Origin of the sequence: Pseudooceanicola aestuariicola (genome assembly GCF_045763785.1) — a bacterium.
Classification (GTDB): Bacteria; Pseudomonadota; Alphaproteobacteria; order Rhodobacterales; family Rhodobacteraceae; genus Pseudooceanicola.
On the sequence record NZ_JBJGSF010000001.1, the window covers coordinates 944,450 to 966,929 of the forward strand.

Consider the following 22,480-nt stretch of genomic DNA (forward strand, 5'->3'; position numbering starts at 1 on the left):
GGGCTCTTTTCGTGGCCCGCCTTTCCGATTTTTTACTGGATCAGCGCCGCAAGCTTTTCGCGGGCTGCGTCGTTCAGCCAATTGGCCCAGACGTCCTTGTAGGTGGTCAGGAAGTAGACCGCCGCCTCATCCGGGGAGGCGTTGTTTTCTTCCTGCCATGCCAGCACGCCGTTCATCTGATCGTTGGTGAACTGCATCTTGGACAGCATGTCGGTCACCTCGGGATTGTTTTCCGAGAAGCTGTCGGTCACGACGGTCAGAACCTTGGCGGCCGGGAAGGGCGACAGTTTGGGGTCTGCGCAGTCTTCTTTGGCGTTACAGGCGTGTGCTTCGGCGTCGAATTCACCCACGTCGACGCGGGTCATCGGGTACTGACCCAGAACCGAGGTCGGGGCCCAGTAGTAGCCGAACCAAGGCTCTTTGTCCTGGAACGCTGCGGCGATCGAGGTCGCCATGGTTTCACCGGAACCGTGCTGGAAAATCTCGATGCCAGCTTCTTCCAGACCTGCGGCCTTCACGTTGTTGCCGTTCACGGTCTTACAGGCCCAGCCATCCGGGCACTGGTGGAAGCGGCCGCCGACCAGTTCGGGGTTCGCCAGAACGCCTTCCAGCGTCGCCAGTTCGGGGTGCTCTTCCACCAGATAGGTGGGCAGCCACCAGCCTTCGACGCCGCCATCGGACAGCACGTCGGTCAGCGGCTTCACTTTGCCTTCGGCGGCCAGACGGTCATAGACCGGGGCTGCGTTGACCCAAAGTTCAGTCAGAATGTCGGGCTCACCAGTTTCCGCGACCGAGGTGATGGCAGGGTTGGTGGACGACGGGATCTTGGTGACGTCGCAGCCATAGCCCTGTTCCATCAGGAACTCGCCCACGGCGGTGACAACGGCGGCGGACGCCCAGTTCATTTCGGTGATCGATACTTCACCGCAAGAGCCGTGGCTTTCGGCAAAGGCCGGTGCGGCAAGGGCGGTAAAGGCTGCGCCAAGTAGTAGCTTTTTCATGTGTTTTCCCTGTTTGGTTTTACGTTTCTATAGCACACGACCCATCTGGATCGGCACCTTGGTGTTTTTGTCGTGGCAGCTTATCAGCATGGACACGCGGAAGGTAAGTGTTCGTAAGTGTTAAACGACATTTTTTTGTCGTTTTTTGCCTAGTCTGCGCCTCCTCTCTGCTTGGTGTAGGTCATGCGACGCCTCTGTCGACGCTCTTATTGGTCAGAGTGCGATCATTTACCCGCTGGCGGGTCTGCCATTCGGGATCAATCCACGGCTCTGCGTTGTCGGGGGCAAGGCTGTTTCGCCCCAGAATGTGGTCCGATGCCTTTTCGCCGACCATGATCGACGGCGCGTTCAGATTGCCGTTGGTGATGCGCGGAAAGACCGAACTGTCGGCCAGCCGCAACCCGTCCACGCCAATCACGCGACACTCCGGATCGACGACGGCCATGGGATCATCCTTGGCCCCCATCTTGGCGGTGCCGCAGGGGTGATAGGCGCTTTCCACGTGCTGACGGATGAAATCGTCCAGCTCATCATCGGTCTGACAATCTGCGCCGGGCTGAATTTCGTGCTTGTAGAAAGGCGCGAAGGCGGGCTGGTCAAAGATTTCGCGGGTCAGGCGGATGCAGCGGCGGAAGTCTTCCCAATCCTGCGCATGCGACATGTAGTTGAAAAGGATCCGGGGCGCGTCCTTCGGATCGCTTGATCGCAACGTGACTGCGCCGCGCGACGGCGACCGCATCGGGCCAACATGCGCCTGAAACCCGTGCCCTTCGGCGCTGGCCTGACCGTCGTAACGGATGGCAATCGGCAGGAAGTGGTACTGGATGTCCGGATAATCGACACCCGCGTGGCTACGTACGAAAGCCGCGCTTTCGAACTGGTTGGACGCGCCGGGGCCTGATCGGTTCATCAACCAGCGTGCCCCGACATAGGCTTTGCCCAGCAGGTTCCAGTACTTGTAGAGGCTGACCGGCTGGCTGGCTGCGGCCTGCACGTAAAGCTCCAGATGATCCTGAAGGTTCTGTCCTACGCCCGCGCGGTCGGCGACGACATCGATCCCGTGTTCGGAAAGATGCGCGGCAGGCCCGATGCCCGACAGCATCAACAGTTTCGGAGAGTTGATGGAAGATGCCGCAAGGATCACCTCTTTCCGGGCGGTGACGACCTCGACCCGGCCGCCCCGTTCGACTTCGACGCCGACGGCGCGGCCGTCTTGCATGACGACGCGGCGGGCGAGGGCGCGGATCAGGTCACATGTGTCGCGTTGCAAGGCGGGCTTCAGGTAGGCATTGGCCGCAGACCAGCGCTGACCCTTCCAGACGGTCATGTCGAAGGGTCCGAACCCTTCCTGCTGATGCCCGTTGTAATCGCCAGTGACGGGATAGCCCGCCTGTTCCCCAGCCTCGACAAAGGCGCGCGTCAACGGGTTATCGCGCGACCCGCGCGTGACATGCAGCGGGCCGTCGGTCCCGCGCCACGCAGGATCGCCGCCATGCCCACCGTCGTGCCAGTTTTCCAGCCGTTTGAAATAGGGCAGCACATCCGCATAACCCCAGCCCTGCGCACCGCTGTCACGCCAATGGTCATAGTCCCGCGCATGGCCGCGCACGTAGATCATCCCGTTGATCGAAGACGATCCGCCGATCACCTTGCCGCGCGGGCAGGCCAGTTGGCGACCGCCCAGATGCGGCTCTGGCTCGGACTGATAGCCCCAGTCATACCGCGACATGTTCATCGGATAGGACAGGGCGCCCGGCATCTGGATGAAGGGGCCCCAGTCGGTGCCGCCATGTTCGATGACCAGCACGGATTTCCCCGCCTCGGACAACCGATAGGCCATGGCGCACCCTGCGCTGCCCGCGCCGACGATGACGTAATCTGCCTGCATCGACGCCATCAGAACGGGGCCTCCACATCGCCCATGCGGACGTAGACGGATTTCATCTGGCTGTAGTGATCCAGCGCCGCCTTGGAGTTCTCGCGCCCCACGCCCGACATCTTGACCCCGCCAAACGGCGCCTCGACCGGCGCGTCGTTGTAGGAGTTGATGAAGCAGCTGCCCGCCTGAAGACGGCCGATCACGCGATGCGCACGGGACAGATCGCGGGTAAAGACGCCCGCCGACAGGCCGTAAGGCGTGGCATTGGCGCGGGCGATGACGTCGTCTTCGTCGTCAAAGTCGAGCACGGCCATCACAGGGCCAAAGATCTCTTCCTGCGCGATGGTCATGTCGTCGGTGACGTCGGCAAAGACCGTGGGCGCTATGTAGAACCCGTCGCGATCCAGCCGTTCGCCGCCGCAGACCAGACGCGCGCCGTCTTCGCGGCCCTTGTCCAGGTAGCCCAAAACGATGTTCATCTGCGCCTCTGACACCATCGGGCCGATCGACGTCGCGTCGTCGCGCGGGTCGCCGATCACGGCCTGCGCGGTACGCTCGGCCAGACGCGTCAGGAATTTCTCTTTGATTGCGCGATGTACAAAGACTCGGGTGCCGTTCGAACAGATTTGTCCCGTCGAATAGAAGTTGCCCAAGATCGCACCGCCCACGGCGTTTTCGATATCCGCATCTTCGAAGACGATCATCGGGGATTTGCCCCCCAACTCCATCGTCACATGCTTCATCTCGGCCGCGGCGGCGGCGTAGACCTTTTTGCCCGTCGGCACCGAGCCTGTCAGCGACACCTTGTTGACGCGCGGGTCCGTCACCAGTTGCGCGCCCGTTTCGCCCATGCCTTGAACGACGTTGAACACGCCCTTCGGCAGCCCGGCCTCGATCAGGATTTCCGCGATTTTCAGCGCGCATAGGGGCGTCGTTTCCGAAGGCTTGAAGACCATCGCGTTGCCACAGGCCAGCGCGGGCGCGGCCTTCCAGCAGGCGATCTGTGTGGGGTAGTTCCACGCGCCGATCCCGACGCAGACGCCCAAGGGTTCGCGCACCGTATAGACCCAGTCTTCGCCCAAGGGGATGTGTTCGCCGGTCAGCCCGGCGGCCAATCCGCCGAAGTATTCCAGCGCATCCGCCGCGCTGGTGGCGTCGGCTACGCGGGTTTCCTGAATGGGTTTGCCGGTGTCCAGCGTTTCAAGCTGGCTCAGCTCTTCATTGCGGTCGCGTATGATCTGCGCGGCGCGGGTCAAAACGCGCCCCCGGTCCCGGGGCGACCACGCCACCCATTCGGCCTGTGCCGCCTTGGCTGCAGCCAGCGCCTGATCGACCACATCCGGCGTGCCCGCATGAACTGTGGCAATCCGTTTTCCGGTTGCGGCGAAGACCACGGGGATTTCCGCCCCGGAGGGGTCTTCGACGTACTGGCCGTTGATGAAGTGGCTGGCGGTGGGTTGGGCGTCGATGCTCATCACTCACCCCGCGGGAAGCGTTGGTTTTCTTCCACGACGTTCAGGTCCATGTGGTTGCGCATAAACCGTTCGGACGCCTTTTTCAGCGGCTGGTAATCCCACGGATAATATTCGCCGTTGCGCAGTGCCTCATAGACGATCCAGCGCCGCGCCTGAGAGCGGCGGACCTCATCGTCGAACCGCGCTAGATCCCAGCGTGCCTCGGCCTGCGCTTGGAAATCCGCCAGCGCCTCTGCATGGGCGGGGTCGTCCACAAGGTTCGTCAATTCGTGCGGGTCGGCCTCTAGGTCGAACAGTTGGTCAGGGTCCAATGCACAGCGGTTGAACTTGTACTTACCCTGCCGCAGCGACACGAGCGGGGCATAGGATGCCTCTGCCGCGTATTCCATGGCGACCGGGGTGGTCCGCTCGGCTCCGCTGGCCAGTGGCAACAGCGACTCCCCCTGCGTCCAAGGCGCAACTTCCTCCATCGAGATGCCAGCCAGATCGCACAGCGTCGGGCAGACGTCGATATTGCTGACGGGCGTGGATTCGTGGCGCGGCTCCACCCCCGGGGCGCATAGCATCATTGGTACCCGAGAGGAGCCTTCGTAAAAGCTCATCTTGAACCACAATCCACGCTCTCCCAGCATGTCGCCGTGGTCCGACACGAACAGGATCACCGCCTCCTGCCGGGTGCGTTCCAACGTGTCGAGGATCTCTCCGATCTTGTCGTCGAGGTACGAGATATTGGCGAAATACGCGCGGCGCGACCGTTTGATATCTTCTTCGGTGATATCGAATTGGCGCCAATTGTTGGCGTCGAAAATCCGCTTGGAATGCGGGTCGTGGTCGTCGTAATCCATCGCCGGGACGGGGGGCAGCAGGTGCTCGCAATCCTCGTAAAGGTCCCAGTATTTCTTGCGCGCGACGTAAGGGTCGTGCGGGTGGGTGAAGCTGACGGTCAGGCACCACGGTCGGTCATCATGGCCGCGCGACAGATCATATAGCTTGCGCGTGGCCTCATAGGCGACCTCGTCATCATACTCCATCTGGTTCGAAATCTCGGCCACGCCTGCGCCGGTCACGGACCCCATGTTGTGGTACCACCAATCAATCCGCTCTCCCGGTTTGCGATAATCCGGGGTCCAGCCGAAATCGGCGGGGTAAATGTCGGTCGTCAGGCGTTCTTCGAACCCGTGCATCTGGTCCGGGCCGACGAAATGCATCTTGCCCGACAGGCAGGTCTGATATCCCGCGCGGCGCAGATGATGCGCGTAGGTCGGCAGGTCAGACGGAAACTCTGCCGCGTTGTCATAGACGCCCGAGATCGACGGTAACTGACCCGACATGAACGACGCACGCCCCGGCGCGCAAAGGGGTGAGGCGGTATAGCAATTCTCGAACCGGACCGATTTGGCGGCCAAACGTTTCAGGTTCGGCGCATGCAACCACTCGGCAGGGCCGTCGGGAAACAAGGTCCCGTTCAGTTGGTCGACCATCAGGATCAGGATATTCGGTTGAGTCATTTTGCGTGTTCTATTTCTGCTTCTAGCGTTGCAAGGACTTGGTTCATGGCCGGCCGGCCGTCGCGGGCCGAAGACAGCGTGGCGCTGCGAAGGTACAGCCCGTCGATCAGCCCGCCGATGCGGTCGGCGATGGCGGGGGCCTTGTCGCCCACAAGGGGGCGCAGGTCATGGACCAGATTGGATTGAAGCCGCCGGTGATAGACCGCCAGCAGCCGCCGCGCCTCTTCCGAGGATTGGGCAAGTACGTAGAAATTCAGCCATGCCGAGATGACCTCGGGCCGGAAGTTGGAGGTGCTGAAGTTCGCGCCGATCAGCGCGGTCAGCCGGTCGCGCGGGGTCTGTGCGGTCAACAGCGCGCCGCGCACCTCTGCACTGTAAAGCGACATGACATGGCGCATGGCCGCAAGGAACAGATGCGTCTTGTCGCCGAAATAATGAAAGGCCAGCCCCGACGACACGCCCGCACGCTTGGCAATCTTTCCGACAGTCACGTTCAGGCTGCCGGCCTCGCCGATCTCGTGGATCGTGGCCTCTGCCAGCTGAATGCGCCGGGTCTGTTCGGATTCGATTGTGCGCGGTTTCATGGCGGGCAGGGTATCGTAATTGACTGATCAGTCAATCAATCTTTTGAGGCGCGCGGAGGTGCCTGTATTGACTGACAAACCCCAAGAGCATGGGTCTGCGAAATGATGATCCCTCAAAGGTCGTTGCAAATGCAATAAGCTGAGCTATTGTCTCGCCACCCTGTGGGAGGAGGGCGCTGCCAGCCGGGCGCAATAAGCATCTGGGTGGCCATCCCGTCTGCAGGCCTTGCAGTTCCTGAGGTCGGAGGAGGCCCCATATGCTTGACCAATCCGCAATCGAAACACTGCGCCACGCCGAAGTGGCTGCGGGTGCGCATATCATCGACGGCGAAAAGCGACCGGCCTCTGACGGTGGCACGATGGAGGTGATTTCGCCGCTGGACGGGACAGTACTGACGACGATCGCTAAAGGTACGGCCGCCGACGCCGAAGCCGCCATCGCCTCGGCCCGGGCGGCGTTCGACGATGGGCGATGGTCAGATTTGGCGCCCGCGGCACGTAAGGCCGTGCTGCTGAAATGGGCCGACCTGATCGAAGAAAACCTACTGGAGCTGGCGGTTCTGGGCGTGCGCGACAACGGGACCGAGATCGGCATGGCGATCAACGCCGAACCCCGCTCGGCTATCGGCACCATCCGCTACTATGCCGAGGCGCTGGACAAGATTTACGGCGAAATCGCCCCGACCGATCCTTCGGTTCTGGCGCTGGTCCATCGTGAACCCGTGGGCGTCGTCGGGGCCATCGTACCGTGGAACTTCCCGCTGATGATCGGCGCATGGAAACTGGCACCGGCACTGGCGGCAGGGAATTCGGTCGTGCTGAAACCGGCCGAGACCGCATCGCTGACCCTACTGAAGATCGCTGAACTGGCGCTGGAGGCAGGTCTGCCCAAGGGCGTGCTGAACGTGGTCACGGGCGAAGGCGCGGTGGTCGGCGAAGCGATCGGCATGTCGATGGACATCGATGTTCTGGTCTTTACCGGATCGGGCGGCGTGGGGCGTCGGCTGTTGGAATATTCGGCGCGTTCGAACCTTAAGCGGGTCTATCTGGAGCTGGGCGGCAAATCCCCCAACATCGTTTTTGCCGACGCGCCCGATCTGGATGTCGCGGCGCAGGTTGCGGCCATGGCGATCTTCCGCAATGCCGGACAGGTCTGTGTGGCGGGCTCTCGTCTGCTGGTCGAACGGTCTATCCACGACGCTTTTGTCGAAAAGCTGACCAAAGTGACCGAAGGCATGAAAGTCGGTGATCCACTGGATCCCTCGACCAATGCAGGGGCGGTGAATTCGCAGCGCCAGCTGGACCAGAACCTGCGATTTGTCGAAGAGGCGAAAGCGGCCGGCCTAACCATCCGAACGGGCGGTAACCGCATCCTCGAAGAGACCGGCGGCTACTTCATGGCGCCGACCATCGTCACTGGGGTCGAGGCCGATCATTCGCTGGCGCAAAAAGAGGTGTTCGGGCCTGTCCTTGCCGTCATCCCCTTCGATGATGAGGCCGACGCGGTGCGCATCGCCAATTCGACCGATTACGGCCTCGCGGCAGGCATCTGGACCAGCAATCTAAGCCGGGCACACCGAATGGTCCGCAAGGTGCAGGCGGGCGTGGTGCATGTGAATATCTATGGTGGCTCGGACAGCACCGTGCCCTTGGGCGGGGTGAAACAGTCCGGCAATGGCCATGACAAGTCGCTGCACGCGTTCGACAAATACCTCGATCTGAAGACAGCCTGGATCAAGCTGTAATGGTCTTCGGTGCCTCGCCCTTGGGCGGGGTGCTGAGGCAGATTAGTGCACGGTCTTGTCGGGGTGCGCCGCCGCAAAGGCCGGAATATCCGACAGGACGCCAGCGATATGGCGCAGCCGGGGCATGTCATCCAAGCGGATCCCCCAACGGTCTGCATTGTATAGCTGCGGCATCAGGCAGACATCGGCGAGGCTTAGGCGATCGCCGCAGCAGTAATCGCCCTCGTCGACCATGTCTTCCACAGCAGCGAGGCCCGGTGCGATGAAGCGCTGCATCCAGCTTTCCATCGTGATGCCACCGTTCGACTGGCACACGGCATAGCGCGCCGTCGATAGGTTGCAGACCGGATGGATATCAATCGCGATGGCATACGCCACGGCCCGCGTCCGCGCCTTGGCTGCAGGGTCAGACGGCAGCAGCCCCAGCCCGCGGGTTTCATCAAGATATTCAACGATGGCCAGTGATTGAGTGAACATCTGCCCGTCAATTTCGATTGCCGGAACAAGGCCCTGAGGGTTGCGCGCAAGGTGGTCGTCGCTTTTGTGTTCAGACTCCAGCAGGTTGACCGTGACCGTCTTCCACTCCACCCCCGCAAGGCCTAGTGCGATACGGACGCGGTAGCTGGCCGAGGATCGCCAATAATCGTAAAGCGTGATCATCTCGTGTCTTTCAGGAGCTCTTCCAACCCGGCCTCTAGCTGGGCGAAGGCCTTACCCAGCCGTTTCTCCAACGCCTCCTGATGCGCCTGCGCCATGGGCAGCAGTTCGGCCATCATGTCCCGCCCGGCGGGCGTCAGCGACAGGATGATCAGGCGGCGGTCGTCCGGGTTTTCCTTGCGTTCGATCAGCCCCGCCTCGCGCAGGCGTTTGGCGGCCCGCGAGACCTCGTATTTCTCCATCGCCACGCGGGCTTCGATATCGCGGACCGAGACCTTGCCCGAATGCGCCAGATGCACCAGCACCCGCCATTCCGGGATCGAAATGCCGAACCGGTCGCGATACTGGCGGGCCAATTGCTCACTGGTGTGTTTCGCGGCGACAGCCAGTCGGTAGGGCGTGAATCCGAACAGGTCGAACGCGGGCAGGGGAGGCGGATCCTCTTTCATCCTAAGTCCTTTCGTTACTGGCGACTATCAGCCGGATGGTGCGGTGTGCACAAGCACTTTCGTTGCATTTGCAATAATCATGATTGACGACGTTGCATTTGCAACGTTTACTGCGGCCATCGATTCAGACTGCTTGGCCGCAGGGCCAGGCGGACAATTCGGGAGGATCCGAGATGACGAAATACGAGCTGCCGCAAGGCATGATCCGCGCCACCGACACGACCGGAACGCACGAAGGCTACATGCCCGGTTTCGGCAATGATTTTGAAACCGAGGCGCTGCCCGGTGCCCTGCCGCATGGCATGAACTCGCCGCAGAAGTGTAACTATGGCCTATACGGCGAACAGCTTTCTGGCACGGCCTTCACGGCGCATCCGCCGGAACGCACCTGGACCTACCGCATTCGTCCCTCCGTCAAGCATTCGACCCGGTATGAGCGGATCGACCTGCCGTATTGGAAGTCCGCACCGCATACGCCCGAGAATGTGACCTCTCTGGGTCAGTACCGCTGGGACCCGGTTGAGGCGACGGGGGAGGACCTGACGTGGCTGACGGGCATGCGCACGATGACCACGGCAGGAGACGTGAACACGCAGGTCGGCATGGCTGCGCATATCTATCTGGTCACCAAGTCGATGGAAGACGCCTACTTTTATTCCGCCGACAGCGAACTGCTGGTTGTCCCGCAACAGGGTAAGCTGCGCTTCGCGACGGAACTTGGGATCGTCGATGTCGAGCCGCAGGAAATCGCCATCATCCCGCGCGGCCTTGTCTACCGTGTCGAGGTGCTGGACGGCCCCTGCCGCGGTTTCGTCTGCGAAAACTACGGCCAGAAGTTCGAGATGCCGGCCCGCGGCCCGATTGGCGCCAACGCCATGGCCAACCCGCGCGACTTCAAGGCCCCCGTCGCGGCCTATGAAGACCGCGAAGTGCCGTCGACCCTGACGATCAAATGGTGTGGCCAGTTTCACGAAACCAAGATCGCGCAGTCACCACTGGACGTGGTCGCATGGCATGGCAACTACGCGCCCTACAAGTACGATCTGAAGACCTATTGCCCGGTCGGCGCGATCCTTTTCGATCACCCGGATCCTTCGATTTTCACGGTTCTGACCGCCCCATCGGGCAGCCCGGGCACCGCAAATATCGACTTTGTGCTATTCCGCGACCGCTGGATGGTGGCTGAAAACACCTTCCGTCCGCCGTGGTACCACAAGAACATCATGTCTGAATTGATGGGCAACATCTACGGCCAGTACGACGCCAAACCGCAGGGCTTTGTCCCCGGCGGCATGTCGCTGCACAACATGATGCTGCCGCACGGGCCGGATAAACAGGCGTTCGAGGGCGCGTCGAATTCGAACCTCGGGCCGGAGAAGCTGGAGGAGACCATGTCCTTCATGTTTGAAACCCGCTTCCCGCAGCACCTGACCGAATTCGCCGGCAAGGAGGCGCCGTTGCAGGACGATTACATCGACTGCTGGGACAGCCTTGAGAAGAAGTTCGACGGCACGCCCGGTTTGAAATGAGGGCAGGGGGCGCTGCCCCCTGAGCCGTTCCGGCTTACCCCCGGAGTATTTTGGGAAAGATGAAGCAGAGTGTCGCGGCGGGAGGTGCCGGAGGCTCTGTCACAATTAAAGGAGGAGACATGCCGCTCCTGAAATCTTGGGTCGAGAGCGCCAATACGGGTGAGACCGATTTTCCCCTGAACAACCTTCCGTACGGGGTGTTCGATCCCGGTGACGGGACGATGCCGCGTTGTGGCGTGGCCATCGGGGATATGATTTTCGACCTCTGCGCGGCGGAAGGCGACGGGCTGATCGACGTCGACGGTGTCGCGGTTTTCGACGTGCCTTATTGGAACGACCTGATGGAGCTGGGACCGGAGGCCTGGGCCGATCTGCGGCGGCAGCTGACCGCGCTGCTGGCCGAGGGCGCAGAGGCGCGCCCCGAGTATCTGGTGGCGCAGGCGGATGTGACCATGGTCATGCCGATCACCGTGGCGGAATACACCGATTTCTACGCGGGCAAGAACCACGCGTTCAATGTCGGTTCGATCTTCCGCGGGCCTGAGAACGCGCTGCCGCCGAACTGGCTTTCGATCCCCATCGGCTATAATGGTCGGGCGTCTTCTGTCGTCGTGTCAGGCACAGACGTGCGCCGCCCTTGGGGCCAGTTGAAAGCTCCTGACGCGGAGATGCCGGTGTTCGCGCCCTGCAAGCGCTTCGATCTGGAACTGGAGATGGGGGCCATCGTCGGTCAATCTTCCGAAGGGCCGGTGACGGTCCAGGAAGCCGACGACATGATCTTTGGCTATGTTCTGCTGAACGATTGGTCCGCGCGCGATATCCAAGCGTGGGAATACCAGCCTCTGGGTCCGTTTCAGGCCAAAGCGACCGCGACGACGATTAGCCCATGGATCGTGACCAAGGCCGCGCTGGAGCCGTTCCGCACCTCGACGCCAGAGCGTGAGAGGGAGTTGCTGGACTACCTGAAAGAGCCGGGGCCAATGATCTATGATGTCGATCTTGAGGTCGCATTGGCCCCGGAAGGCGGGGATGAGGCCACGATTTCCCGCACCAATTTCAAGGAGCTTTACTACTCGGCGGCACAACAGTTGGCGCATCACACCACCAGCGGCTGCGCCATGCGCGTGGGCGATCTGCTGGGGTCTGGGACCATTTCGGGCACCGAAAACGACAGCCGGGGATCGCTGCTGGAGCTAAGCTGGTCGGGCAAAGAGCCGATCGAATTGCCGGGCGGCGCAACGCGTAGCTTCCTTGAGGATGGCGATACGCTGACCCTGCGCGGCGCGGCCAAAGGGGACGGCTATCGCGTCGGCTTTGGCGACTGCGCAGGCAAAGTGATCCCGGCGCTGGACGATCCATACAAACGATAAACGCGGGGCCACCCACGGCCCGCGAACCACAGACGTAGGGTGGGTTTCCAACCCACCCCCCAAGACAAAGGACAAAAACATGGCCAAGGCATTCGCATCCGCGGGCGACATGGAAGACAAGAAGATCAGCTTCACCGAAGTAGGCGAGGGGCTTTATGCCTTCACCGCCGAGGGCGATCCCAACACGGGCGTTATTATCGGCGACGACAGCGTGATGATCGTTGAGGCACAGGCGACCCCCCGTCTGGCCCGCATGGTGATCGAAAAGGTCCGCGAAGTGACCGACAAACCGATCAGCCACCTTGTGCTGACCCACTACCACGCCGTCCGCGTGCTGGGCGCATCCGCCTATGGCGCGCGCGAGATCATCATGTCCGACGTCGCCGCCGCCATGGTGGAAGAGCGCGGGCAAGAAGACTGGGACAGCGAATTCGACCGTTTCCCGCGCCTGTTCCAAGGGCACGAGGAAATCCCCGGCCTGACGCGTCCGACCACCACCTTTAGCGAGTCCATGACTGTCTACCTAGGCAAGCGCCGGGTCGACATCATGAAGCTGGGCCGCGCCCACACGGCGGGCGACGCCGTGATTTGGGTGCCGGATCAGGAGGTTATGTTCACGGGCGATATCGTCGAATACCACTCTGCCTGCTATTGCGGTGACGGTCACTATAACGATTGGGAAGACACGCTGATGAACATCGCGGCCTTTGAACCCAAGGCCATCGCGCCGGGCCGGGGTGACGCGCTTGTAGGCGAAGACATGGTGGCACAGGCGATCACCAACACCGCAGATTTCGTGAACTCGACCTACAAGCCCATCGCCAAGGTAGTCGCCCGCGGTGGCACGCTGAAAGAAGCCTGGGACGCTTGCCGCGCCGAATGCGATCCAAAGTTCAGCGACTACGCGATCTATGAACACTGCCTGCCGTTCAACGTCGCCCGCGCCTATGACGAGGCCCGCGGCATCGACACGCCCCGTGTCTGGACTGCCGAGCGGGACAAGGAAATGTGGAACGCCCTGCAGGACTAAAATCTCGCTCCGTCCAGCACCGGGCGGGGCAAACCTGTGCACCACCGGGACAGGCGTCCCGATCTTTGGGAGGAGACCCAGATGCCTTTGGATGATCGCTACCAACTCGCCTTCAAACTCTACCCTTATGAACGCAATGCCGATCAGGATGCCGATGCGCCCGTACGCCATCCGGTCGTGATCGTCGGTGGTGGGCCGATCGGGGTGGCCACGGCGCTGGACCTTGGCCTTCAGGGCATCCCGGTCGTCGTTCTGGACGACCACGAAGGTATCGGGCAGGGGTCACGGGCGATCTGTTTTGCCAAACGGTCGCTGGAAATTGCGGACCGTTATGGTTGTGCTGATCCCATGCTGGACAAGGGTGTGGTCTGGAACCTTGGCAAGGTCTTCCATGAGGACCGCATGGTCTATGAATTCAACCTGCTGCCGGAAGAAGGCCACTGCTTTCCCGCTTTCATCAATTTGCAGCAGCCCTATTTCGAGAAGTTCTTGGTCGAGCGTGTCCGCCAAGCGCAGGCCGACGGCGCGCCTATTGACCTGCGCGGCAAGAACCGCGTCGATTCAATCGAGGTCAAAGACGATCACACCGTCCTGAACATCACCACGCCGGACGGCGAATACACGATTCTTGCTGACTGGCTGATCGCGGCGGATGGCGCGGGCTCACCCCTGCGCGGAATGATGGGTCTGGATTTCGAAGGCCGTGTTTTCCAAGACAGTTTTCTGATCGCCGATATCAAGATGTTGTCGGAAAGCTTCCCTACGGAACGCTGGTTCTGGTTTGAGCCGTCGCACAAAGCTGGCGCCTCGACCCTTTTGCACAAGCAGCCCGACGACGTCTGGCGCGTCGATTTCCAGATCGGCTGGGATGTGGACCGCAAGGAAGAGTTGAAGGAAGAAAACGTCCGCAAACGCCTTGACGCGATGCTGGGCCCGGACGTCGAATATGAACTGGTCTGGACCTCGATCTACACCTTCCAGTGCCGCCGCATGAAAGAATTCCGCCATGGCCGCGTAATCTTTGCGGGCGACAGCGCGCATCAGGTCAGCCCCTTCGGGGCGCGCGGCGCAAACTCCGGCATGCAAGACGTCGACAACCTTGGGTGGAAATTGGGCATGGTGATCCGGGGCGAAGCGCCTGATGCGCTACTGGACACCTATCACGAAGAACGGGCGTATGGCGCGGATGAGAATATCCTGAATTCCACCCGCGCAACGGACTTCATCACGCCGAAATCCAAGACCAGCCACATCTTCCGCAATGCGGTGCTGGGTCTGGCCGAGCAGTTCGAATTTGCCCGTCCGTTGGTGAACTCTGGCCGGTTGTCGATGCCCTGCACCTACGACGGCTTGTCGCTGAACGGAAAAGACGCTTTGGACGGCGGCCCCACACGGACCCGGCCCGGCAGCCCGTGCCCCGATGCGCCGCTTGGGAATAGCTTTCTGCTGAAGTCCCTCGGCAACGGCTTCACCATCCTGACGATCGACGCCGAAGCGCCCGATCACCTGAGCGAAGACTGTGTAACAGCCAAACGCGTCGCAGTCTCGGCCGCTGACGATCAGACCGGTGCGCTGGCCGCGCGCTATCTGGGCGATGCGCAAAGCGCCGTCTACTTGATCCGCCCCGATCAGCACGTTGTGGCGCGTTGGGACAACTACGATGAAACCGCCCTGCGCGCCGCGCTGCGCAAAGCCTGCGGGAAGGAGTAACCGATGCCCCTGAACACAAAACCGAACATCGACGGGCCCGACGAATTCTACGCCGAACTGATCCAGTCGCACGACGGCCTGTCGGACGACGATAGCGCAGCGCTGAACGCCCGATTGGTTCTGCTGCTGGCGAACCACATCGGGGATCGCGCGATTCTGTCAGAGGCGATCAAGGCTGCCCGTCAGGATCCCCGGCTGCCCGCCACCGATCGCGGCGCCGCGTGACAGGGGACCACAGTTGATGTCAGGTGCCTCGCACGATCTGGACCGCTTCTTCCCCTATCGGCTGGCTGTCGCGGCAGAAGCGTTTTCCCGTTCGCTGGCAGAGGTTTACGGGCATGAGCACGGGCTGAGCCGCGAAGAATGGCGAATGCTGTTTCTGTTGGCCGGAGAGGACGAGGTGACCTCGACCGAATTGGCCCGCCGCACGACCTTGGACAAGGTTCAGGTCAGCCGCGCCGCGCAGCGTCTGGCGGACAAAGGCCTGATTGTCCGGGAAATCCCCGAAACCGACAAACGCCTGCGCGTGTTCCGCTGCACGCAAGAGGGGCGCGGGCTGTTTCAACGGCTGCTGCCCATGGTCGAAGCACGCGCGCACGGGGTTCTGGACCAGATGTCTGCCGCGGATCGCGCGGCCCTAATCCAAGGGCTTGGGGCCTTGCTGGACGTTGTTGCCCCGTCAGAGTCGCCGTCTGGGGATGCCGGGGTGACCCCTCAGTCTAGCGGTAGGGATATCCACCCCTAAGGATGATCCGTGACCTGCGCCGCCGATCGCTAGGGAACGTATTGCCGTCACGCCTCACGCGCGCGCCAAGGAGCGTACGGGTGCCAATTTCACGAGACGCGAAATCTGCCGAACCATTCTGTCTGGAAAGCGCCATGGCAGCCCGTAGGGGAATCGAACCCCTCTTTCCAGGTTGAAAACCTGGCGTCCTAACCGATAGACGAACGGGCCGCTCTTGGCGTGAGGGGGCTTTTAGGCAAAGCCCGGTTTCTCTGCAAGAGGGATTTCACGCTTTTCGAAGAAAATATTTGCGACACAAATTTACGCGGCCTCAGCCCGCCGGGGCCGCGTCTTCCAGACGCATCTGAACCGACTGCCGGCCACCCCAGGTGTTGATTTCGAGCCGTCCGGCAAGGTGGAACCGCTGTCCGGCTTTGTCCGACAGCGCGGGCCCAAGCGGGCCGTCGAACGCACCAAACGAAATCGCGTCCAGTGACGCCCCCATGCCGTCGCCAAAACGCAGTTTCAAATGCGACTCACCCACGCGTTTGGCAAAGCTGACGGTCACGTCGGGAAAGGCAAACCGCGGACCCGGCGCGCTGGCGCCGTAGGGGCCAGCGGCCTCGATATCGCGCACCAGCGCCACGGTGGCCGCACCGGGCATCAGCAGCCCGTCGATGCGCAGATCGGCAGCGCCCCCCTGTCCGGCCCCCTGTTTGTCCAGGAGGTCGCTCAGCCGGGCCATGGCAGGCTCCAGCTGATCCCGGGCCACGGTCAGTCCGGCCGCCATTTTGTGCCCGCCGCCTTTGATCAGCAGGCCATCGCTCGCCAGCCGCTGGATCGACGCGCCAAGGTCCACGCCAGCCACGGACCGGCCCGACCCTTTGCCTTCGTCCCCATCCAGCCCGATCACGACCGCAGGGCGGTTGGTGGCCTCTTTCAGCCGGGACGCCACGATTCCCACGACGCCCGCATGCCAGCCTTCGCCTGCGGCCCAGACCAAGGGGGCGTCCAACCCGCGCTCTTCGGCCTGCGCCATGGCGGCGGCGGTCACTGCGGCCTCGATATCGCGGCGTTCCGCGTTCAATTCGTTCAGACGGTCAGCTAATGACTGCGCCTCATGCGGATCGGTCGACGACAATAGCCGCGCCCCAAGGTCCGCCTTGCCGATCCGTCCACCCGCGTTGATCCGCGGGCCCAGCAGATAGCCCAGATGATAGGCGGCAGGCGCCGAATCCATCCGTGCCACGTCCGACAACGCCGCCAGCCCGGGCCGGGCACGGCGCGCCATGACGACAAGCCCCTGACGCACGAAGGCGCGATTGACCCCGATCAGCGGCGCGACGTCCGCAACTGTCGCCAAAGCAACCAGATCCAGCATCGCCATCAGGTCTGGCAGGGATTTCGCCCCATCCTCGCGCGCCTGTCGGTTCGCCTCGACCAGCATCAGGAATACGACCGCCGCCGCACAAAGATGCGCCAGCGCGCCATCTTCGTCTTGGCGGTTCGGATTCACGCAGGCGACGCAATCGGGCAGGGTCTCTCCGCCGAGGTGGTGATCCAGAATGACCACGTCGCAGCCAGCGGCGGCGACAGGTTCATGGCTTAGCGTGCCGCAGTCGACGCAGACGATTAGGTCGTGTTTGGACCCCAGGTCCCGCATCGCGGGCACATTGGGGCCATAGCCTTCATCGATCCGGTCAGGCACGTACAGCGTCGCCTCACGCCCCATTTGCCGCAACCAGTCGATCAACAGCGCGGCCGAGGTGCCGCCGTCCACGTCGTAATCCGCAAAGATCGCGATCCGTTCACGGCCCTTGACCGCCTTTAGGAAGCGGCTGGCGGCGGCTTCCATATCTCGTAGGGATCGCGGGTCAGGCAGCAGATCGCGCAAAGAGGGCGCCAGAAAGGCGTCGACCTCAGCATCTGTGACGCCGCGCCGGGCCAAGACCTGCGCCAAGGGGCGTTCCAACCCGCGGGCCTGCACCAGCATTTCTGCCGCGCGGTCGATTTCGACCCCCGGGCCAACCCATCGACGCCCCGTCAACGAGGCTGAGACATCCAGAAAATCCATGGCCCGTTTCTGCCCCGCAGGCTCGCGCACGGCAAGCCGATAGGCGCGGCGCCCTTCATCCTCTTGCTGCAACTATTCCGGCCGGAGGCGACCACCCGCGCCAGAGACCCGCGATCAGACTTCTTCGATCCGGATCGCCACAGGCGCGGTGACGATCACGCCGGTCTTTTCCATCGCTTCCAGCGCGCGGTCCAGCGCGTCGCGGGCGGTGGAATGGGTGACGATCAGGACGGGCGCATTCTCTCCGTCGTGGTCGTACTGGCGCATCCGGTTGATCGAAATGCCAGACTCGCCCAGCACCGTCGCGATCTTGGCTAGAGCGCCGGGTTTGTCCAACAGCGTCATCCGCAGGTAGTAGGCGGCGGGCGTCACCGATTTGGCAGGCGTTGCGGCCTGCAGCGTGTTGGCGGGCTGACCAAAGACCGGCAGGCGCAATCCGCGGGCGATATCGCAGACATCTGCCATCACGGCGCTGGCGGTCGGGCCCTCGCCCGCGCCGGGGCCGCGTAGCACGATCTGATCCACGGCGTTGCCTTCCAGCACGACCATGTTGGTGCCGCCCTCCAGCTGTCCAAGGGGCGAGGTCGCGGGCACAAGGCAGGGCGACATGCGCTGTTCCAGCCCACGACCGGTCATCCGTGCCACGCCCAGCAGCTTGATCCGGTATCCCATGTCGCCAGCGGCACGGATGTCGTCGATGGTCAGGCGGCCAATGCCTTCCAATTCCATCGCGTCAAAGGCCACCTGAGTGCCGAACGCGGCAGAGGCGAGGATCGCCAGCTTGTGGCCCGCATCGATGCCGCCCACGTCCAATTCCGGGTCAGCCTCTAGGTAGCCAAGTTGATTGGCCTCTTCAAAAACCGTCTCATAGGGCAGGCCCGCGCTTTCCATGCGCGTCAGAATGTAATTGCAGGTGCCGTTCATCACGCCCATGACGCGGGTGATGTCGTTGCCGGCCAAGCCTTCGATCAGCGACTTGATCACCGGGATGCCGCCTGCCACGGCAGCTTCATACCGGATCACGCAGCCTTTGGACTCCGCCAGTTCCGCCAGCGCCTGACCGTGCACGGCCAGCATCGCCTTGTTCGCGGTGACCACGTCTTTGCCCGCGTTCAGCGCGGCCTCGGTCGCCGCCTTGGCGGGGCCGTCAGAACCGCCCATCAGTTCGACGAAAACGTCCACGTCGTCGCGGGTGGCCAGGGCGACGGGATCGTCTTCCCAGGCGTAGTCCTTCAGGGGCACGCCGCGATCCTTGTCGCGCGTGCGGGCCGAAATGGCAGAGATCGTGATCTGAGCCCCGGTCCGGGCTGTCAGCATGGCGGCCTCGCGCCGGATGATCTTGATGACCCCGACACCCACGGTGCCCAATCCCGCAATCCCAAGCCTGATGGTCTGGCCCATGCCCTTCGTCTCCTGCTCATTCATGGCTGTGGCGGCCTTAGCCTGTTCCCCGTGTCTGCGCAACGCGGCTTTCGTCGCGGCGGGGGTATGTGGGGGCTAGTTCGCCTTCAATCGGGCAGCGCGGGCCTTGAGTGCGGCGGCCCGTGCGGCCAGCGCCTCATCTTCTTGATCCTCGATGCGGGGCTCTTCCGTCTGGGCCAGCAGACCTTCGACTGGGACAAGCGGAGGATAGGGGCCGGTCAGCGCGGCCTGTGGCACAGCGCGATCCAGATCGGGAAATTCGGCGCAGCCCGTCAGCGGCAGCATCGCGCCGCCCAGACAGAAGCCTGCCAAGATCATTCCCCGAAGTCTGCTCATCCGCGTCCCCGTTTGCACCGCGGCCAAACCTGACCGATCCGGCGCGGACAGGCAAGCGCCCTTGATCTGAACATACGTTCAGATAAAACGCTGTCATGGCCCGCACCCAAGGTTCACACTCCGCCCTGACGGCCCCCCGCATCCGCGATGCCGCGCAGCATCTGTTCGCCCGTCATGGCTATGCCGCCGTGTCGATGCGCCAGATCGCGGCCGAGGTTGGGGTTCAGGTCGGGGCGCTGTACAACTACACCGCCGACAAGCAAAGCCTGCTGTCCGATCTGATGGAAACCCATCTGGAGGAGCTGCTGAGCGCGTCTGAGCGTGAAGTCATCCCGGACGATTCCGTCGCCGCGCTGGAACATTTCACGCGGTTCCACATCCGGTTTCATGCCGAACGCCCGGACGCGGTGTTCATTGCCTACATGGAGTTGCGAAACCTGACGCCCGAGAATTTCGCCCGTGTCGAAGCGCTGCGCCATCGCTATGAAGATCGGCTGACCGATATTCTGACACGCGGGCAGGCGGCGGGGGCCTTTGACATAAGGGATGCGCGGATCACCACCATGGCGCTGATCGCCATGCTGACTGGCGTGAACACGTGGTTTCGGCAGTCTGGTCGTCTGAGCCTTGAGGAGGTCGAGGCGATCTATTGGGATATGGCGCACCGGCTGGTGGCCGGGTAGGGGGCGCTGCCCCCGTCCTGCGGACTCCCCCGGAGTATTTACGGAAAGATGAACGCGGGACGTGGGGGCGGTCTGGACCGGTTGTTACGCCGCTCCGGACCTGGTTCTTAATGCGCGGGGCGGATGAAGGTGCCGTTGCGCAGTTCCTTGAAGGCCTGCTGCAGTTCTTCGGCGGTGTTCATCACGATCGGCCCGTGCCAAGCCACGGGTTCCTGAATGGGCGCACCCGAGATCAGCAAGAAGCGCACGCCTTCTTCGCCCGCCTGCACGGTAATCTCGTCACCGGTGCCAAAGCGGATCAGCGTGCGGTTGCCGGACATGTCGCGGATGTTAACCTCCTCTCCGCGCAATTCTTTTTCCAGCAGCACGCCCGTCGGGGCCGAGGCATCAGCAAAGGCGGCAGAGCCTTCGAAGACATAGGCGAAGGCGCGACGGTACAGATCGATCGGCAGCGTCTTTTTCACGCCCGGCGGGATGTAGATGTCGAGGTACTGAGGATCGGCGGCAATGCCATCGACCGGACCACGTTTGCCCCAGAACTCCCCGACCACGACGCGGACCTTGGTGCCGTCGTCATCGATGATCTCCGGGATCTCTTTCGCCTCAACATCCTGATAGCGGGGTGCGGTCATTTTCAGATCGCGCGGCAGGTTGGCCCAAAGCTGGAAGCCGTGCATCTGACCCGAGGGCGTCCCCTGCGGCATTTCCTGATGCAGGATGCCAGACCCGGCGGTCATCCACTGCACGTCGCCTGCACCAAGCGATCCGGTGTTGCCAAGGCTGTCGGCGTGATCCACGGTGCCCGACAGAACATAGGTGATCGTTTCGATCCCACGGTGCGGGTGCCACGGGAAGCCGCGCTGGAAATCTGCCGGGTTTTCGTTACGGAAATCGTCGAACAGCAGGAAGGGGTCCAGCTCGCTTGGGTCATGGAAGCCGAAGGCGCGGTGCAGCTTGACGCCGGCGCCCTCCATGGTGGCCTGGGCTTTGCGGGTCTCTAGGGTAGGGCGGATAGACATCTTGGGTCTCCTTTCACCGTTGTAATTAGGCGTGTCGGACTGTTCGGCCAAGGGGGCCAGCCCTTCATAAGCGCGCGGTGACTGTGCACCGACCAACAGATAGCTTGCATCGGGCCCACGATGGTCTTAGCCCCGACCCGCATGCATTCATGCCAGACGGGGGACGCCATGGCAGAAACGATCCACGAATTGTCGGCCTCTTCGGGGCGGCGCGTCTTTGGCGTCGGTGTGCTGAGTTTTCTGGGGCTTTTGCTGCTGCGGATGGGGTTGATGGGCGGCGGGCCGGGCCTGCTGGACCTTGTCGTTCTGGCCATGGGCGTGATCGCACTGGTCGCTGCGTGGATCATGTACCGCGCCACGATGCGCAGCATCATCCTGACCGAAGAGGCGCTGGTCGATAGCGAAGGCGTTGTGCTGGCGCGGCTGGACGATATCTTGACCGTGGACCGCGGCACTTTTGCGTTCAAGCCATCCAACGGCTTTCTGATCCGCACCACGAAGGGCGGGCCGCGTCTGTGGCAGCCGGGGCTTTACTGGCGGTTCGGGCGCAGGATCGGTGTCGGAGGCATTACCCGCGCGGCCGAGGCCAAGCTGATGGCCGACCTGATCACCGTCAAACTGGCAGAGCGGGCAGCGGAAGAAGCGGGGGCCTAACCCTCCGCCCAGCTATTACGTCGGGGTCCCGTCGTCCCACTTCAGCTGATCCGCAAAGCGCGGGTTCATGAAGACGTGGCTTTTCATCTGCCAGTCGTCCATGCCGATCTTGAACGGCAGCTTATAGTCGTTCCAGGTCTCAAGCAGGATAAATTCGTCACCGCTGGCGATTTTGGGCAGCCAGCTGCGCAGCGAATTCACGTTGTTGTCCGTTAGAACCGAGGTGGCCGCCGCACCGCGCCGCTGCGACCAGCGGACGGTGTATTTATCGGTGTCCAGATCATAGCTGATGACCGATACGCGGAGGCCGGGGTTGCTGACGCGTGTCAGGCCCTGAAACAGGGTGAAGGTGCTGTCGACGTAGATGTCGTTGATCTTTTCCGTTTCGCGCGAATAGGCGTCCGCGATGGTGAACGCGGCCTTCTGGTTTACGCTTTTCATGCGCAGCATGTCGAAGAAGGTGAACATCGCCACATAGGTCCAGATTACCAGCGGCAGCAGGATGATCGATTCCACGGCGACCGTACCCTTGGAGTCGCGGCCGAAGTCACGGGCCGTACCGCGCAGGAATTCGGTCACGCGGGCGCGCAACAGGGCAGGGGCAGAGGGGCAGAAACGTGTCATAGCGTCC

General features: G+C 62.5%; 21 protein-coding genes and 1 tRNA gene. 9 read left to right on the forward strand and 13 right to left on the reverse strand.

Going from position 1 to position 22,480, the window contains the following annotated elements; genetic code table 11:
* Window positions 1-32 precede the first annotated feature (32 nt).
* From ACI3GR_RS04255 to betI, 5 genes are all read right to left on the reverse strand, one after another.
* Window positions 33-1,001 (reverse strand): ABC transporter substrate-binding protein, encoded by a 969-nt coding sequence (locus tag ACI3GR_RS04255; RefSeq protein ID WP_407492804.1) that lies wholly within the window; start codon window positions 999-1,001, stop codon window positions 33-35.
* Window positions 1,002-1,182: 181 nt separating this feature from the next.
* Window positions 1,183-2,889 (reverse strand): choline dehydrogenase, encoded by a 1,707-nt coding sequence (betA, locus tag ACI3GR_RS04260; RefSeq protein ID WP_407493596.1) that lies wholly within the window; start codon window positions 2,887-2,889, stop codon window positions 1,183-1,185.
* Window positions 2,890-2,897: 8 nt separating this feature from the next.
* Window positions 2,898-4,355: a betaine-aldehyde dehydrogenase gene (gene betB / locus ACI3GR_RS04265; protein ID WP_407492805.1), complete on the reverse strand. Its 1,458-nt coding sequence runs from the start codon at window positions 4,353-4,355 to the stop codon at window positions 2,898-2,900.
* A complete protein-coding gene (gene betC, locus ACI3GR_RS04270) occupies window positions 4,355-5,863 on the reverse strand; it encodes a choline-sulfatase (RefSeq protein WP_407492806.1) in 1,509 nt (502 codons plus the stop codon). The genes betB and betC overlap by 1 nt, the downstream gene beginning before the upstream one ends.
* On the reverse strand, window positions 5,860-6,447 hold the full coding sequence (gene betI, locus ACI3GR_RS04275) for a transcriptional regulator BetI (RefSeq protein WP_407492807.1): 588 nt from the start codon (window positions 6,445-6,447) through the stop codon (window positions 5,860-5,862). The genes betC and betI overlap by 4 nt, the downstream gene beginning before the upstream one ends.
* Window positions 6,448-6,704: 257 nt before the next feature.
* Between betI and ACI3GR_RS04280 the strand changes: the two genes are divergently transcribed.
* Window positions 6,705-8,192, forward strand: coding sequence for an aldehyde dehydrogenase (locus ACI3GR_RS04280; protein WP_407492808.1), 1,488 nt, complete (start codon window positions 6,705-6,707; stop codon window positions 8,190-8,192).
* 42 nt (window positions 8,193-8,234) lie between these two features.
* Here ACI3GR_RS04280 and maiA read toward each other — a convergent pair whose 3' ends face one another.
* Both maiA and ACI3GR_RS04290 read right to left on the reverse strand, forming a co-directional pair.
* Window positions 8,235-8,852, reverse strand: a complete 618-nt coding sequence (gene maiA / locus ACI3GR_RS04285) for a maleylacetoacetate isomerase (RefSeq protein ID WP_407492810.1) — start codon at window positions 8,850-8,852, stop codon at window positions 8,235-8,237.
* Entirely contained in the window at window positions 8,849-9,298 is a 450-nt protein-coding gene (locus tag ACI3GR_RS04290; protein WP_407492812.1) for a MarR family winged helix-turn-helix transcriptional regulator, read from the reverse strand. Before ACI3GR_RS04290 ends, maiA begins: the two co-directional genes overlap by 4 nt.
* Before the next feature lie 173 nt (window positions 9,299-9,471).
* Between ACI3GR_RS04290 and hmgA the strand changes: the two genes are divergently transcribed.
* From hmgA to ACI3GR_RS04320, 6 genes are all read left to right on the forward strand, one after another.
* Window positions 9,472-10,827, forward strand: coding sequence for a homogentisate 1,2-dioxygenase (hmgA, locus tag ACI3GR_RS04295; protein WP_407492813.1), 1,356 nt, complete (start codon window positions 9,472-9,474; stop codon window positions 10,825-10,827).
* Between the two features lie 119 nt (window positions 10,828-10,946).
* Window positions 10,947-12,197: a fumarylacetoacetase gene (gene fahA, locus ACI3GR_RS04300; protein ID WP_407492814.1), complete on the forward strand. Its 1,251-nt coding sequence runs from the start codon at window positions 10,947-10,949 to the stop codon at window positions 12,195-12,197.
* Window positions 12,198-12,276: 79 nt separating this feature from the next.
* Window positions 12,277-13,227, forward strand: a complete 951-nt coding sequence (locus ACI3GR_RS04305; RefSeq protein WP_407492815.1) for an MBL fold metallo-hydrolase — start codon at window positions 12,277-12,279, stop codon at window positions 13,225-13,227.
* 81 nt (window positions 13,228-13,308) lie between these two features.
* A complete protein-coding gene (locus tag ACI3GR_RS04310; RefSeq protein ID WP_407492816.1) occupies window positions 13,309-14,937 on the forward strand; it encodes an FAD-dependent oxidoreductase in 1,629 nt (542 codons plus the stop codon).
* A gap of 3 nt (window positions 14,938-14,940) precedes the next feature.
* Complete coding sequence (locus tag ACI3GR_RS04315; protein WP_407492817.1) at window positions 14,941-15,162, forward strand: DUF2783 domain-containing protein; 222 nt, start codon at window positions 14,941-14,943, stop codon at window positions 15,160-15,162.
* Between the two features lie 16 nt (window positions 15,163-15,178).
* Window positions 15,179-15,682 carry a MarR family winged helix-turn-helix transcriptional regulator gene (locus ACI3GR_RS04320; RefSeq protein WP_407492818.1) on the forward strand — a complete coding sequence of 168 codons (504 nt, stop codon included), beginning with the start codon at window positions 15,179-15,181 and terminating at the stop codon, window positions 15,680-15,682.
* A 135-nt stretch (window positions 15,683-15,817) separates the two neighbouring features.
* On the opposite strand, the gene ACI3GR_RS04325 is transcribed toward ACI3GR_RS04320, so the two are convergent.
* The 4 genes from ACI3GR_RS04325 to ACI3GR_RS04340 all read right to left on the reverse strand — a co-directional run bounded on the left by ACI3GR_RS04325 (window position 15,818) and on the right by ACI3GR_RS04340 (window position 19,493).
* Window positions 15,818-15,892: transfer RNA gene (locus tag ACI3GR_RS04325), tRNA-Glu, on the reverse strand.
* Between the two features lie 100 nt (window positions 15,893-15,992).
* A complete protein-coding gene (gene recJ, locus ACI3GR_RS04330; RefSeq protein ID WP_407493597.1) occupies window positions 15,993-17,735 on the reverse strand; it encodes a single-stranded-DNA-specific exonuclease RecJ in 1,743 nt (580 codons plus the stop codon).
* A 114-nt stretch (window positions 17,736-17,849) separates the two neighbouring features.
* Window positions 17,850-19,136 (reverse strand): homoserine dehydrogenase, encoded by a 1,287-nt coding sequence (locus ACI3GR_RS04335; protein ID WP_407492819.1) that lies wholly within the window; start codon window positions 19,134-19,136, stop codon window positions 17,850-17,852.
* Window positions 19,137-19,232: 96 nt separating this feature from the next.
* Window positions 19,233-19,493, reverse strand: coding sequence for a hypothetical protein (locus ACI3GR_RS04340; protein WP_407492820.1), 261 nt, complete (start codon window positions 19,491-19,493; stop codon window positions 19,233-19,235).
* A gap of 95 nt (window positions 19,494-19,588) precedes the next feature.
* Here ACI3GR_RS04340 and ACI3GR_RS04345 point away from each other — a divergent pair, with 95 nt between their 5' ends.
* A complete protein-coding gene (locus ACI3GR_RS04345) occupies window positions 19,589-20,176 on the forward strand; it encodes a TetR/AcrR family transcriptional regulator (protein ID WP_407492821.1) in 588 nt (195 codons plus the stop codon).
* Window positions 20,177-20,283: 107 nt separating this feature from the next.
* On the opposite strand, the gene ACI3GR_RS04350 is transcribed toward ACI3GR_RS04345, so the two are convergent.
* On the reverse strand, window positions 20,284-21,195 hold the full coding sequence (locus ACI3GR_RS04350) for a pirin family protein (RefSeq protein WP_407492822.1): 912 nt from the start codon (window positions 21,193-21,195) through the stop codon (window positions 20,284-20,286).
* Between the two features lie 168 nt (window positions 21,196-21,363).
* Between ACI3GR_RS04350 and ACI3GR_RS04355 the strand changes: the two genes are divergently transcribed.
* A complete protein-coding gene (locus tag ACI3GR_RS04355) occupies window positions 21,364-21,849 on the forward strand; it encodes a hypothetical protein (RefSeq protein WP_407492823.1) in 486 nt (161 codons plus the stop codon).
* Between the two features lie 15 nt (window positions 21,850-21,864).
* Here ACI3GR_RS04355 and ACI3GR_RS04360 read toward each other — a convergent pair whose 3' ends face one another.
* Window positions 21,865-22,473: a TadE/TadG family type IV pilus assembly protein gene (locus tag ACI3GR_RS04360; RefSeq protein WP_407492824.1), complete on the reverse strand. Its 609-nt coding sequence runs from the start codon at window positions 22,471-22,473 to the stop codon at window positions 21,865-21,867.
* Window positions 22,474-22,480 lie beyond the last annotated feature (7 nt).

Bases quoted from the DNA above. Each gene is read 5' to 3' on its own strand.
- ACI3GR_RS04255 (WP_407492804.1), bottom strand. From the start codon at position 1,001: ATGAAAAAGCTACTACTTGGCGCAGCCTTTACCGCCCTTGCCGCACCG.
- betA (WP_407493596.1), bottom strand. From the start codon at position 2,889: ATGCAGGCAGATTACGTCATCGTCGGCGCGGGCAGCGCAGGGTGCGCC.
- betB (WP_407492805.1), bottom strand. From the start codon at position 4,355: ATGAGCATCGACGCCCAACCCACCGCCAGCCACTTCATCAACGGCCAG.
- betC (WP_407492806.1), bottom strand. From the start codon at position 5,863: ATGACTCAACCGAATATCCTGATCCTGATGGTCGACCAACTGAACGGG.
- betI (WP_407492807.1), bottom strand. From the start codon at position 6,447: ATGAAACCGCGCACAATCGAATCCGAACAGACCCGGCGCATTCAGCTG.
- ACI3GR_RS04280 (WP_407492808.1), top strand. From the start codon at position 6,705: ATGCTTGACCAATCCGCAATCGAAACACTGCGCCACGCCGAAGTGGCT.
- maiA (WP_407492810.1), bottom strand. From the start codon at position 8,852: ATGATCACGCTTTACGATTATTGGCGATCCTCGGCCAGCTACCGCGTC.
- ACI3GR_RS04290 (WP_407492812.1), bottom strand. From the start codon at position 9,298: ATGAAAGAGGATCCGCCTCCCCTGCCCGCGTTCGACCTGTTCGGATTC.
- hmgA (WP_407492813.1), top strand. From the start codon at position 9,472: ATGACGAAATACGAGCTGCCGCAAGGCATGATCCGCGCCACCGACACG.
- fahA (WP_407492814.1), top strand. From the start codon at position 10,947: ATGCCGCTCCTGAAATCTTGGGTCGAGAGCGCCAATACGGGTGAGACC.
- ACI3GR_RS04305 (WP_407492815.1), top strand. From the start codon at position 12,277: ATGGCCAAGGCATTCGCATCCGCGGGCGACATGGAAGACAAGAAGATC.
- ACI3GR_RS04310 (WP_407492816.1), top strand. From the start codon at position 13,309: ATGCCTTTGGATGATCGCTACCAACTCGCCTTCAAACTCTACCCTTAT.
- ACI3GR_RS04315 (WP_407492817.1), top strand. From the start codon at position 14,941: ATGCCCCTGAACACAAAACCGAACATCGACGGGCCCGACGAATTCTAC.
- ACI3GR_RS04320 (WP_407492818.1), top strand. From the start codon at position 15,179: ATGTCAGGTGCCTCGCACGATCTGGACCGCTTCTTCCCCTATCGGCTG.
- recJ (WP_407493597.1), bottom strand. From the start codon at position 17,735: ATGGATTTTCTGGATGTCTCAGCCTCGTTGACGGGGCGTCGATGGGTT.
- ACI3GR_RS04335 (WP_407492819.1), bottom strand. From the start codon at position 19,136: ATGGGCCAGACCATCAGGCTTGGGATTGCGGGATTGGGCACCGTGGGT.
- ACI3GR_RS04340 (WP_407492820.1), bottom strand. From the start codon at position 19,493: ATGAGCAGACTTCGGGGAATGATCTTGGCAGGCTTCTGTCTGGGCGGC.
- ACI3GR_RS04345 (WP_407492821.1), top strand. From the start codon at position 19,589: ATGGCCCGCACCCAAGGTTCACACTCCGCCCTGACGGCCCCCCGCATC.
- ACI3GR_RS04350 (WP_407492822.1), bottom strand. From the start codon at position 21,195: ATGTCTATCCGCCCTACCCTAGAGACCCGCAAAGCCCAGGCCACCATG.
- ACI3GR_RS04355 (WP_407492823.1), top strand. From the start codon at position 21,364: ATGGCAGAAACGATCCACGAATTGTCGGCCTCTTCGGGGCGGCGCGTC.
- ACI3GR_RS04360 (WP_407492824.1), bottom strand. From the start codon at position 22,473: ATGACACGTTTCTGCCCCTCTGCCCCTGCCCTGTTGCGCGCCCGCGTG.